Source organism: Halonatronum saccharophilum DSM 13868 (assembly GCF_000517025.1).
GTDB lineage: Bacteria > Bacillota > Halanaerobiia > Halobacteroidales > Halobacteroidaceae > Halonatronum > Halonatronum saccharophilum.
The window spans coordinates 8,843-22,249 of the sequence record NZ_KI912097.1 but is presented as its reverse complement, the minus strand read 5'-3'; the positions used below and the strand labels follow the sequence as shown (position 1 = coordinate 22,249).

The window sequence follows — 13,407 nt, the reverse complement described above, 5'->3', positions numbered from 1 at the left end:
TTCCTATTCCCAAAAGTATCCTTTGTTTAATACTAAACTTTTTAATATTTAATATATCAGCTCACCCTCTTTCTACATAATTATAAGCTAGCCTTCATTTACAATAACCTACCACATAGGAGCTTTCATAGATTAAAAATCAAGTACTTAAATATTAACTTCTCCATTCTACAATATATCCCTTGTTTAGATAAAAAAATCCCTCTTTATATTTCCATCAACTATTTCAATAACCCTATCAGTTCTATTAGCAATATCTTTATCATGGGTAACGATAATAAAAGTAGTTCCTAATTCTTTATTTATGTTACGCAATAACTTATATACTTTATCTGTACTCTCTGTATCAAGGTTTCCTGTTGGCTCATCTGCAAATAAGATAGGCGGATTATTCATCAATGATCTAGCAATAGCCACCCTCTGTTTCTGACCTCCAGACAGCTGTGTGGCTAAATTGTCTTCATATTCCTTTAACCCTACTAAATCTAATAATTTAATAGCTCGCTGCTTTACTTCATCACTTGGAGACCCTTTGGCAATCCAATTAGGAATCATCACATTCTCTAAAGCAGTAAATTCAGGTAAAAGGTGATGAAACTGAAATACAAAACCCATATTACTGTTACGAAATAAGGCCAACTGCTTATCATCCATCTTGTCTATTTCTTGACCATTAACATTTACTCTACCAGATGTAGGTCTATCCAATGCCGCTAAAATATTCAAAAGCGTACTTTTACCAGACCCCGAAGGGCCAATAATCGAGACAAACTCCCCTTCTTCAATCTTTAAAGATATCCCATGTAATACCTCATTTTTAATATCTTTTCCATAGACCTTAACCAATTTATTAGTATCAACTATTATCCTAGCCATTATTTATCACCTCAACGGGATTCAATTTTGCAGAATTTCTAGCAGGTATTAAGGCTGCTATCATTCCTGCCAGTATTGCAATAGAGATAGATATCAAAATAAAAGCAATGTCTATGTCAATAGGAAAAAGAGGATTACCCATTTCATCTCTAACTAAATTCACAAAGAGCTGACTAAGGCCAATACCACCAGCAGTTCCAATAATTGACCCTATAGTTCCTAAAATTCCTCCCTGAATCAAAAAGATCAATCCAACACGAGATGATGTTATCCCCATAGCTTTTAATATCCCAATCTGCCTTGATTTTTGTAATACTGATACTGCTAATACACTAGCTATACCTAAAGTCACAGCTATAATCACAAAAATTTGAATAATCAAACTAGAACTTCCTTGACTCCGTAACGCTGTTAAAAGTTGCTGATTATTTTTTTGCCAACTTTCTGCATTAATATTAGTATTTTCACTCATTATTATATTGGCTATATCATTGGCTGTAAAGACATCTTTAATCTGTAATTCAATATTAGAAACCTGATCTGGAAGATCAAAAAGGGTCTGGGCCCGATCACGAGATATTATAATCCAACTTTTATTTAAATCTTTAGATCTCAAATCAAAGATACCAGCAATTATAAAATTATCATCTATTCCCATTGACGTATTTATATTTAGATTATCCCCAACACTTAAATTCAGTTCCTTAGCCAATTCATTACCGATCAATATATTATTTCCACCTAAAGTTGGGTCTCCTGCTTCTATTCTATCACTTATATCATAAATTTGGTCTGCAGCATTAATATCAACCCCTCTGATAATTACAGAAAGGGACTTCTGCCCTCTTAAAGCAAAAGCAGATCCATCTATAGTAGGAGATACAGCTTTAATACCATCTACTTTCTTTAAGTATTCTTCTAAACTACGCCAACGACCTATCCCACCTCTATTACTATCAAAAGTGATTATTCTAAAACCTTCTTCACCCCGAGGCGAAATAAGATTTTCTGGCCCCTTCTCTTGAGGTATAATTGTAATATGAGGGGCATTTCCTACTGTTTGGTTCACAAGGCTCTTTTGCAACCCTTGGATTAAAGATCCCAAAAAAACCTGTACCATAACACCAATTGTAATTCCCAATAAAATTAATAAAGTCTGGGTCTTACCAGACTTCAAGAAACGAACTGCAACCTTAAACTCAAACCACACTTACCTCACCCCACCATCTTTTTAAATTTATACTACTATATCAAGGTAAAATAACTTTATCCCTATCCTTTAAACCGCTAATAACTCTAGCCATCCCGTTATTTATAAACCCTATTTCAACCTCTTTCTTTACTTTTTCTCCCTCTTGGTAAAGGTAAATATAGGGTTGGCCATCTTGGACTATATACTCTTCTGGAATAATTATCTCTTCTTTAGAACTTTCATTAGTTAGTTCAAGGAAGACAGACATATTAACAATTAAATTTTCTTCCCCTTCTAAGGGTTTTAGATAGATATCTATTGTGCCACGATTAGGATCAACTTCTGGTGAAATACGAACAACTTTAACTTTAAACCTCTGATCTGGATAAGCCCTTGGAGTGGCAACACCTTCCTGACCTACCTCCAAAAGACCCAACTCTTTCTCATCTGGACGAATACGAATAAGTAACTCCTTAGAGCCGATCTTTAGCATTTGAACACCTGGTTTTATATATTCTCCACTTTCAACCTCTTTATTAAGTACCATTCCGTTAATAGGAGAATAAACTTTATGTTCTTTAAGGTTCGCTTTGGCCCTTTGATAGTCTGACTTGTAGATATCAATTCTATTACTTAAATTCCTATAGCTTTCTTTGACCCTACTATGATCTTTTTGAGCTATTTCTAAATTAATCTCACCTTCTTTAAGTCTATCATCTCTACGTCTATATAATTCTTCAAGCTGAGTAGATAGTAATCTCTTATTAGACTCTAAGAGTTTAAGCCTATGTTCCTCTTCTTTCAACCTAATCTCTTCAATAACGCCATCTTCATAAAGCTTCTTTACCCTCTTTAGGTCATCTTTTGCTTTATTTATCTCGATATCTACTCTATTAATCTCCTCTTTTAGCGAAGCATCCTCTACTCTTTTAGAGATTTCTTGCCTTCTTTTGACCAACTCTACTCCTAATTTAGCTTCTTTGACTCTAATCTCTGCAAGCAATAAATCTCCTTCTAACTCCCTTAATGTAGCAGCAGCTTTGTTAAGCTCTTCTTCTGCTATAGAAGATCTATAATAAAGTAATGGGTCTCCTTTTTTTACTTCTTGTCCCGCTTCTACTTTTACTTGCTTAACCTTCTCTGCTAAGGTTGAGTTTATATTTATAGTTTTAGCTGGTTTAACAATGCCAGTCGCTCTTAAGGAGTTATTTACTTCTTTGCTCTTAACTTCAAAGTATCCCTCTCCACTTTCACCTCTCCAAATATAATTACTAAATATAATTACTAAAGCTATTATTATTACTAGAAATAAAATTCTCTTTTTACTCATCTCTAACCCTCCTTACTATAATTTAACTTTCAAGATAATTTAAAGATGAAATTTTAGCATATAAAAGTAATTAATAACAATAATCCTTATTAGTATTATAAACTAATTCTTTTCTAGAATCAAATCTCTTTTAAAAAATAGACTATCCCTTATTTAAAATATCAAACAAAAATAAAGAAGACCAACGGTAAAAGCACTTATACCTCTTCGTTAGTCCTCTTCTATTCAATCTGATTATATCTCTTCAACTCCAATTGAAAGCAGAGCTTTGTAAGTCCTATCTAACCTAGAAATCTTGGGTATATAAAGAAGCATTTCTCTACTAGCTCTAGATAACAAGACCCGATATATGTTCTCCATAATTTTAGGAAATTTCTTATACTTACTTCTGTGATACCTACTTATACTCTCTTCTATTTCCCAACTTTCACCATTATAGTAGTAATCTCCACCAAAACAGACTATTGGGTAATCTATCTCTAAACCACGACAAGAGAATTCAGAACAGCCTTTTTTAAAGCTCTTAGCCTCTTCTTCAAACCATAACCCAACCTCTTTAGGCTCGATAAAACTTCCATAGTATCTACGATCATTTATATACTCTTTGATCTCTTTATCCCAGACTTTAGATGAAATCAAAAGACCACAAGTTAGATTCTCATCTTCTTTAACTTTTCTTTCAACAAAGCTCTTAGCTTTAATAAAACTACGTGTCACCTTTAATGGATAACCTTGATTATTCATTCTAGCCAAAGCCGCCTTAGCTTTAACAAAATCTCCACCTAAAAAACTTTCTATCCAAGGGCTTGTATCGACACCATTAGCTCTTAGGGATTTATTAAGGGCCAACCTCTCATCCACTATTATATCATCTACTATCGGCTCTAAATCTTTAAACTCTTCTTTATACCTTGGTGGTAAATAAAGATTCCACCCCTTAAGATACCCTCTCTTTAAAGCCTTGGTCCACAAACCTACCCCTTCTTCCTCACCACTATTAATACCTGCATCACCCATAAAACAAATAATTGTTATATTTTCTTTATCCTTATAAACCTTCTCTCCAATTCTTAAAAGAATCTCTCCATCTGAATGGCGCGCCTTTAACTTCTTCGCATCCCAAAGTCGCTCGCCTTCATCTATAATAATTAAATTTTCAAAGGGAACCTTAGGATTACCCCTATACTCAAACTTAAAGTCCCTTAAGGTCCTAAGATACTCTTTTTTCTTTAATTTCTCCTCTAAAAATCCTATTAGAGCTTCATTTCTAGATAAATAAATAGCCGACAATGGATTATTATCCTCTTTTAATCTATAATCATTATAATTACAAAGAAGATTTAAAGCTAGATTAGTTTTTCCAGCCCCTCCTACACCCCAGACAAAGACTAACCTTTTTTCTTTGGCCCTTACCTGATTGAAATATACTAACCCCTTTAAATAGTCTAAATTCTCTTTATTACTATTACACTTATGTAATTTAAATGCCATCATTTACTCTCCCCTGTTAAAATTATTCCCTCTATCTTAATATACTATATACTATTAAATAAATAATTTTAAACTCCTCTTTTTTTGCAGCGCCCTGAGAACTATGTGAACATACCTTTTATCCTAATCTTCTTAAAAGGCTGAATTGAAAAATACTGATACTGACATAGTTAAATAGAATCTATATCTTGATTGCTCTTATCTGCTAATAAATGTTATAATAATAAACAAGGATAATAAAACTAAGGAGGTTATATATAATGAAGTACAGAAAGTTTGGCAAGTTAGATTGGAAACCTTCAGCCTTAGGCTTTGGTGCCATGAGATTTCCAACTGACAAAGATGGTAATATAAAAGAAGAAGAAGCAATTGAAATGATCCGCTACTCTATCGATAATGGAGTCAATTATGTAGATACGGCTTGGCCTTATCATAATGGAGAAAGTGAACCTTTGGTAGCCAAAGCTTTAAAAGATGGTTACCGGAAAAAAGTAAAGGTGGCTACTAAATTACCTTCCTGGCTAATTAATAATAAAGATGATATGGAGAAATACTTAGACAAGCAATTAAAAAAATTAGGGTTAGATTCTATAGACTTCTATCTATTACATGCTCTAAACCGTAAATATTGGGATAATTATAAGAAGCTTGGAGTCTTTGAGTGGATTAAAAAAGTAAAAAAAGAAGGCAAAATCAAATATATAGGCTTCTCCTTCCATGATGACTATAAATTATTTGAAGAGATTATAAACGATTATGCTGGGTGGGACTTCTGTCAGATCCAATACAATTACTTAGATATAGATTTTCAAGCTGGTAAGAAAGGACTTGACTACGCAGCTCAAAGGGATATTGGAGTAATAATTATGGAGCCTCTTAAAGGTGGAAAACTTGCTAACACTCCACCACCTTCTATAGATAATATCTATCAAAAGAGCAATACAGAAAGAAGCTATGTTGATTTAGCTTTACAATGGCTATGGAATCAAGGAGATGTTGGATTCTTATTAAGTGGGATGAGTAATCTACAGCAAGTAAAGGAGAATGTTGAAAGCGCTTCAAACTCAGGAGTAAATAATTTAAGTTCAGAAGAAATCGAATTAGTAGAGGAGATTTCTAAAAGATATAGGGAGTTAGCCCCCATTGGATGTACAAGGTGTGAGTACTGTATCCCTTGTCCTGTTGGCGTAAATATCCCTAATATCTTTAATCTTTATAACGAAGGCAAAATTTATGATAAAGAAGAAGAGAATACAAAGGAGTATAATAATATAAAGCCTGATGAAAGAGCATCAGCTTGTGTAGAGTGTGGATCCTGTGAAGATATCTGTCCCCAAAATCTACAGATAATTAAACTTCTCAAAAAAATTGACAATTACTTTAATAAGTAAATTGTCTAATAACTAATCTTCTTATAATCAGCTTAAATTAGTAAAATTTACATCAATCTAATCTACTAATAACTTGTCTTTAACCAAAAAAAATAGTATTATAAAGATTAGAGGGCTTCCCCTCAATAACATAAAAAGGAGCAATCTTATGAAAACAACTAAATTAAAGTTATTATTATCTCTTTTCTTGGTAATGACACTTACTTCAGCTTGTAATTCGATTTCAGGGTTAACTAAACCCTCTAGTAGTACTATAGCTACAGATCAGCCTGCACCTCAGATGGCAATGCTAGCTTCGCCTGAATCTTCTAGTAGGATATCAACTGGAAAAATTTCTAATGACAGCCTAAATAGAGAAGAAAAAAAATTAATTAAACGGGCCAACATCCAACTAGAGGTTAAAGACCTGGATAATGCCTCTGAAGAATTAAGTGCTCTACTAGATAACTATAATGGTCATATCTCTAGCTCAAGAGAGTGGGAGGATCATAATCAAAGAAAGCATTATCATTATACCCTTAGAATACCCCAGGATAACTTTGATACTACTTTAGCAGAGTTAAGAGATTTAGGCAAAGTTAAGAGCAAAGAGATAAGTGGAGAGGATATTACTAGAGAATATGTAGATATTCAAGCTCGATTAAGAAACTTTAAACACCAAGAAGAGAGATACCTTGAACTCTTAGATGAAGCAGAAAAGGTAGAGGATATCTTAAAAGTAGAAAATGAGCTCAACCGGATAAGAAGAAGCATTGAACAGTTAGAAGGTCAGATTAGATTTTATGACAATAGAGTAGATATGTCTAAAATCAATTTAAATATCAGCCCACCTCAGCCAATTATCAATGACGGGCTAGGTAGTGGATTACTTAATAGTTTTAAATATTCAGTAGACGGATTTATTAGAAGTATTCATTTGATAATAATCTTCATCGGCTTTATAATACCTTGGTTACTATTAACTGTTGTAATAGGTACTATAATTTATAAGATACTAAAAAAGCGAAGAAAATAAATTATATACTAAAAAGGAGAAGTTCACAATTGTGAACTTCTCTTTTTAGTACTCTATTAAAATTTCTCTAATATGTCCTTAATTATAGCTTCTGCTTCAAATCCAAAGCGCTTAGCAACATCTTGCCCTGGCCCGCTAGCACCGAAGGTATCGATACTTACTAAAGAATCGCCTTCTCTTAAGAATTGGTACCACCCTTGACCAACACCAATCTCCATAGCTACCCTTAGAGCATCCTTTGAACCTAAAACTTCATTTACATACTCTAAACCTTGGCTTACAAACTTTCTTCTATCAGGAACTGAGACTACCCTAGCACTCTTTCCTTCACTTTCTAGACCTTTAGCAACTTCAACAGCTAAAGAAGTTTCGCTACCACTAGCAATCAAGACAACATCTGAATCTGCCTCTCCACTTACTACATAACCACCTTTGTAGATTCCTTCTTTATCTTCTTTTTCGATATGTGGTAGTCCTTGTCTAGTCAGGATAAGAGCTGTTGGTCCATCAGTTCTCTCCATAGCTTGAATCCAAGCAGCTTTTGTCTCCTCTTCATCAGCAGGTCTGATAACGCTTAAGTTAGGGATTAATCTTAAAGATTCAGTATGTTCAATCGGTTGGTGAGTTGGCCCGTCTTCACCTACATAAACTGAGTCATGAGTTAAAACATAAACTACTGGTTGATTCATTAGAGCAGACATTCTAATAGCAGATCTCATATAATCTGAGAATACCAAAAAGGTAGATGCAAAGACTCTCAATCCACCATAAATGGATATCCCATTAACCATTGCTCCCATAGCATGCTCTCTAACTCCAAAGCGGAAATTTCTCCCTCCATATTCATCTTTTTGAATCTCTCCATACTTATCAAGATAAGTCTTATTAGAAGGAGCCAAATCAGCAGATCCACCTACTAAATAAGGAACTATATCAGCAATTTTTTGTAATGATGCTCCAGAAGAGTTTCTAGATGCAACTGGAGTTTCTATATCTAACCCTTCAATTACCTCTCTAAAGTTATCAGGTAATTCAAGGTTATGTGCACTATCCCATTCTTTTTTCAATTCTGGGTTGGCTTTGGCCCATTGATTAAACTTATCTTCCCAAGCTTTTCTCTTCTCTTGAAGATCTTTTTGCTTTTGAGCAAAGAACTCCTTAACCTCATCAGATACATAGAACCTCTCTTCGGCAGGAAGACCTATATTCTCCTTCATCTTCTTAAGCTCTTCTTCTCCTAAAGGAGCACCATGAGCTTTAGCTGATCCTTCCATGTTAGGAGAACCAAATCCAATCTTAGTTTCAGCAACGATTAAAGTAGGTTTATCACTAACCTTCTTTCCTTCTTCAATGGCAGCTTTAATACTATCTATATTATGTCCATCTACACCATCTACTACATGCCATCCGTAGGCTTTAAACCTAGCAGGTACATCCTCTGTAAAGGTAATATCTGTACTTCCTTCAATAGAGATTTCATTATCATCATAGATAGCAATTAATCTTCCTAAACCTAAATGTCCAGCTAAAGAGGCAGCTTCACCAACGATACCTTCCATCATACCTCCATCACCAGTTAATGTATATGTATAGTGATCAACAACCTCATGTTCTTTAGTATTATACTTCTCAGCCATCATTCTCTCAGCAACGGCCATACCAACTGCATTGGCAAACCCTTGGCCCAATGGACCAGTAGTAGTCTCTACCCCTACAGTATGTCCAAATTCAGGATGACCTGGAGTCTTAGAATCTAATTGTCTAAAGTTCTTTAACTCCTCTAAACTTAAATCATAACCTGATAAATGTAATAAAGAATAAACCAACATGGAACCATGTCCAGCTGATAAGATAAAACGATCTCTATTTGGCCAATTTGGCTCCTTAGGATCATAATTCATTACCTCACCATATAAAGTAGCACCTATCTCTGCACAACCTAAAGGTAAACCAGGATGACCAGAATTAGCTTCCTGTACACCATCAGCTGATAAACCTCTAACTACATTAGCAACATCTTTTAACATTTTATATCCTCCTTTATGTTTTTTAACACCTTTTGGATAATAATTCCCCTTTATTATAACACATCTCAACAAAATTGTAAGACTTTATTTAAATAAATTAGAAATGAAAGCCTATGTACTTATTATTACCACAAATTTAGATCTATAATCAAAGTTTTTAGAAATTAATAGATCTCTCTTACAAAATACCGTTCTCAAACTCTTTTATATTTTACCAGAAGTGGGTAAAGAGTCAAGTTAGTTATTTAATTATCAAAGAATAAGAGAAGGGCCAACGCCCTCCCCTTATTTAACCCTATTTAACTGATAAACCATCTTCACTCTTATAAAGCACCCTCTTAACTTTACCTTTAATCCAGCTTGTAATATCATCAAGTATTGAATAGATAACTGGAATAACAATCAAAGTCAAGATTGTCGAGAATAATAGACCTCCAATAACTACTACTGCCATTGGTTGTTGAGCCTCAGCTCCATCTCCAATTCCTAGAGATAAAGGAAGCAAACCTAATACAGTTGTTAACGTAGTCATCATAATCGGTCTTAAACGGATTGGCCCTGCATTTAAGATGGCCTCTTGACGTTCTTCCTTCTTCCGACGAATATTTATATAATCGACCATTACAATGGCATTATTAACTACAATACCAGCTAACATAATTACCCCAATTATAGCAGGTACACTCAAAGGAGCACCAGTTATAGCCAAGCCTAATAATGCTCCAACTAAGGCTAATGGTACTGTAAACATAATGGTAAATGGGTGGATTAATGATTCAAACTGAGCAGCCATAATCATATAAACCAATACTATGGCCATGATTAAAGCAAAGAATAGATCACTAAAGGAATCTTGCATCTCTTGAACCTCTCCACCATATTCTATTGTATAACCATCAGGAAGATTTAAATCGCTAAGGATTTTTCTAATATCACTTTCTACCTCACTTAGGCTCCTTCCATAAAGATCAGTAGAAACACTTACCAACCTTTGTTGGCTCATTCTATCAATTCCTGTTGGCCCTTCTACAACCTCAACATCTGCAACCTGGGCTAAAGGAACAGTAATCCCTTCAGGCGAAGTAATCTTAAGGTCATTTAACCTATTAATCGTTCTAACATCATCCTCATCTAACCTTAATCTAATATCAAACTCTTCTCCACCTTCTTTGTAATTACCGATAACCCTACCACTAACTGAGTTATTTACAGCATTAGCAATCTGGGCTTCACTAAATCCTAACTGTCTAGCAATACCTCTTCTAATATTTACTTGAACCTCTGGTCGACCCTCACCTATACCTGTATCTACATTTCTTGTTCCTTCAACTTCCCTTACTCGATTAGCTATCTGGTCTGAAAGGTCTGCTAGAACTTCTAAATCTGGGCCTTGGATGTGTAGCATAATTGGTGCTCCATCCATACCTCCGCCACCACCAAACATATCTGTCTGTGGATTTACTCTAATTTGGGGTCCAGCTATATTTCTTACCTCTTCTCTAATCTCTTCTGCAATATCTACAGTACTTCTATCTCTTTGACTTAAATGGACTAGGTTAACTGCTATTCTAGAGGTGTTAGATTCAGAACTAGACCCTAAGAATCCTCCCCCTCCAATTCTACTATCATAGGAGTTGATTTCGACTATATTATCCAAATATCCCTCTACTTCTTGGGTTGCTTTAAGAGTCTCTTCTAGATTTGTACCCTGAGGCATCTCTATATTCACCCTCAAAGCACCTTGATCAGTTGCAGGAATAAACTCAGCATTTAAAGGAATTATTTCTAAACTTAATCCTACCCCAAATAAAATCAACCCTAAAACCAAAGATGCTGCTATTAAATATCTAAACCTCAAAGATGACTTTAGAACTCTCTGGTACCCCTTAGTAATTGGGCCAAAGTCCAATTCATCCTTTATATCTGCAACTTTATTCTTTACCACTAATAGCTTTGAAGATAACATAGGTATCAAAGTCAAAGCTACCAATAAAGAAGCAACTAAAGCAAAGGTAACTGTTAAAGCTAAGGCTCCAAAGATCCTAGAAGCAAAACCATCAACATAAGCAATTGGCAAGAATACTGCAGCTGTAGTTAAGGTAGAAGCAAAGATGGCCGTACCTACTTCACTAGTCCCTTTCTTAGCTGCTTCAATTCTACCCATCCCCTCTTGGCGATGCCGGTAAATATTCTCTAACACAACTATAGCATTATCCACAAGCATTCCTATACCCAAGGCAATTCCACCTAAGGTCATCAAGTTTAAACTTAAATCTGCAAAGTACATTAGAACAAAGGCTGCCATAACTGAAACTGGAATAGCTGTACCTATAACTATTGTACTTCTAAAGTTCTTTAAGAATAAGAATAATATCAACATGGCCAATAGAGCACCGATAATTCCATTCCTAGTTACATTATCAATAGAATCCTGGATAAACTCGGCTTGATTCATAACTACCTCTAAGTTAAGGTCTTGACCAAAGTTCTCCTCTAATCTATTTAACTCTCTCTCTACTTCATTAGCTACCTGTACAGTATTGGCTCCACTTTGCTTTTGAATCGATAGACCAATACTCTCCTTCCCATTTAGAAAGGTATATTGATTTACATCTTTAAAGCTATCCTCAATAGAAGCTACATCTTCTAAGGCCACCTTATTTCCTCTTGGCCCAATAATCTCTAGATCTCTAATCTGGTCTACACTTTGGAATTCTCCAACAGTCTTTAATAAAAACTCCTTGTCACCTTCATTAATTGAACCACCAGAAAGATTTAAATTGGCCTGGCTAATAGCTCCAGCAATTGTATCTAAATCAAGACCATAAGCATTCATTCTTTGTTGATTTACATTTATCTGAATTTCTCTTTCCAAACCACCTACTACATCTACAGAAGCAACCCCAGCAATTCTCTCTAAAGATGGTTTGAAATTATCTTCACCTATTGACTTCAATCTATCTAAGCCCATATCTCCTGAAATTGCTATCTCCATAATAGGCATCTGACTTGGATCAAACTTTACAACCATTGGCTTATTTGATTCATCAGGGAGAAAATCTTCAATTAAAGATATACTCTCTCTCATATCCAAGGTAGCAAAATCTACATCCACACTCCAATCAAGCTCTATTAAAACCAAAGAAGTTCCTGGGCTGGTCATAGAGTATATGTCCTTAACCCCATCAACAGTACCTACTCGCTCTTCTATTGGTCTAGTTATCGAATTTTCAATCTCTTCCGGGCCAACACCTTCATAGTTGGTTATAACGGCTACATAAGGAAGATCCAAATCTGGAAATAAATCTAAAGGTAAGCGATTTAATGACACAATACCTACCACTACTACCAATAAGACCATCATCAAAATGGTTACTGGTCTATCAACTGAAAAGTCAGACATCTTCATTAATTACCACCCCGACTTACTATCTCTACCTTATCACCTTCATCAATATTTTCTTGACCTCTAACTATCAAAAGATCACCAACTTCTAACCCCTCTTCAATCACTATATAATCACCTGTTGAAAATCCTGTCTTAACTTCTTTTCTTATAGCATCACCATCATTATAAGAGTATACATACCTATCTTTTCCATTTCTTAAAACTCCACTTTGTGGTACTACAACTACATCTTCATACTTACCTGTAATAAATTCTACTTCTCCAAACATCCCTGCTTTAATCAAATTATCCTCGTTATCAATAGTGATCTCTACTGGGAAGTTCCCTCGTTGCCTATCTGCAACTGGACTAATACTTCTAATATTTCCTTCAAAACTCTTCTCTAAAGCTCTAAAGAAGATCTCAACTTCATCGCCAGCACTTAATTTATTTATATTTCTTTCACTTACATAAGTCATAACTTTTATATTATCAATATCTGCAATAAAAAGAGCTGGACCCATACCACCTATCTCTCCAACCTCTACTTCTACACCAACTACAACCCCGCTAATTGGAGCTTTAACCTCTGACCTATCAAGCATCAACTCTGCACTTTCTAACCCAGCTTGGGCCTGAGAAACTTGAGCTCTAAGCCCTCTAATCTCCTCATCTGTAGCTCCTTCTTCAGCTATAT

9 protein-coding genes are annotated in these 13,407 nt (G+C 34.9%); 2 read left to right on the top strand and 7 right to left on the bottom strand.

Translation table 11 applies throughout. The features are described from left to right. Nucleotides 1–186 precede the first annotated feature (186 nt). The 4 genes from HALSAC_RS0111350 to HALSAC_RS0111335 form a co-directional block, all read right to left on the bottom strand. The gene (locus HALSAC_RS0111350; protein ID WP_027340354.1) at nucleotides 187–876 is read right to left on the bottom strand and encodes an ABC transporter ATP-binding protein; all 690 of its coding nucleotides are present in this window, start codon (nucleotides 874–876) and stop codon (nucleotides 187–189) included. Then, entirely contained in the window at nucleotides 869–2,086 is a 1,218-nt protein-coding gene (locus HALSAC_RS0111345) for an ABC transporter permease (protein WP_027340353.1), read from the bottom strand. The genes HALSAC_RS0111350 and HALSAC_RS0111345 overlap by 8 nt, the downstream gene beginning before the upstream one ends. Before the next feature lie 40 nt (nucleotides 2,087–2,126). Beyond that, nucleotides 2,127–3,398, bottom strand: coding sequence for an efflux RND transporter periplasmic adaptor subunit (locus HALSAC_RS0111340; protein WP_027340352.1), 1,272 nt, complete (start codon nucleotides 3,396–3,398; stop codon nucleotides 2,127–2,129). A gap of 234 nt (nucleotides 3,399–3,632) precedes the next feature. Beyond that, nucleotides 3,633–4,889, bottom strand: coding sequence for a DNA/RNA helicase domain-containing protein (locus HALSAC_RS0111335; protein ID WP_169730096.1), 1,257 nt, complete (start codon nucleotides 4,887–4,889; stop codon nucleotides 3,633–3,635). A 260-nt stretch (nucleotides 4,890–5,149) separates the two neighbouring features. Here HALSAC_RS0111335 and HALSAC_RS0111330 point away from each other — a divergent pair, with 260 nt between their 5' ends. Further along, a complete protein-coding gene (locus HALSAC_RS0111330; protein WP_027340350.1) occupies nucleotides 5,150–6,280 on the top strand; it encodes an aldo/keto reductase in 1,131 nt (376 codons plus the stop codon). Between the two features lie 148 nt (nucleotides 6,281–6,428). Then, nucleotides 6,429–7,295 (top strand): DUF4349 domain-containing protein, encoded by an 867-nt coding sequence (locus tag HALSAC_RS0111325; protein WP_051412199.1) that lies wholly within the window; start codon nucleotides 6,429–6,431, stop codon nucleotides 7,293–7,295. Between the two features lie 56 nt (nucleotides 7,296–7,351). On the opposite strand, the gene tkt is transcribed toward HALSAC_RS0111325, so the two are convergent. The 3 genes from tkt to HALSAC_RS17285 all read right to left on the bottom strand — a co-directional run. Further along, complete coding sequence (gene tkt, locus HALSAC_RS0111320; protein WP_027340348.1) at nucleotides 7,352–9,322, bottom strand: transketolase; 1,971 nt, start codon at nucleotides 9,320–9,322, stop codon at nucleotides 7,352–7,354. A gap of 295 nt (nucleotides 9,323–9,617) precedes the next feature. Next, nucleotides 9,618–12,731: an efflux RND transporter permease subunit gene (locus tag HALSAC_RS0111315; protein ID WP_027340347.1), complete on the bottom strand. Its 3,114-nt coding sequence runs from the start codon at nucleotides 12,729–12,731 to the stop codon at nucleotides 9,618–9,620. Further along, on the bottom strand, nucleotides 12,731–13,407 hold a 677-nt coding region (locus HALSAC_RS17285), incomplete at its 5' end, for an efflux RND transporter periplasmic adaptor subunit (protein WP_035571855.1). The genes HALSAC_RS0111315 and HALSAC_RS17285, both read right to left, overlap by 1 nt.

What these genes read in the sequence shown, in the direction of transcription:
- HALSAC_RS0111335 (WP_169730096.1), bottom strand. Translation starts at nt 4,889, where the DNA reads ATGGCATTTAAATTACATAAGTGTAATAGTAATAAAGAGAATTTAGAC.
- HALSAC_RS0111315 (WP_027340347.1), bottom strand. Translation starts at nt 12,731, where the DNA reads ATGAAGATGTCTGACTTTTCAGTTGATAGACCAGTAACCATTTTGATG.
- HALSAC_RS0111340 (WP_027340352.1), bottom strand. Translation starts at nt 3,398, where the DNA reads ATGAGTAAAAAGAGAATTTTATTTCTAGTAATAATAATAGCTTTAGTA.
- HALSAC_RS0111330 (WP_027340350.1), top strand. Translation starts at nt 5,150, where the DNA reads ATGAAGTACAGAAAGTTTGGCAAGTTAGATTGGAAACCTTCAGCCTTA.
- tkt (WP_027340348.1), bottom strand. Translation starts at nt 9,322, where the DNA reads ATGTTAAAAGATGTTGCTAATGTAGTTAGAGGTTTATCAGCTGATGGT.
- HALSAC_RS0111350 (WP_027340354.1), bottom strand. Translation starts at nt 876, where the DNA reads ATGGCTAGGATAATAGTTGATACTAATAAATTGGTTAAGGTCTATGGA.
- HALSAC_RS0111325 (WP_051412199.1), top strand. Translation starts at nt 6,429, where the DNA reads ATGAAAACAACTAAATTAAAGTTATTATTATCTCTTTTCTTGGTAATG.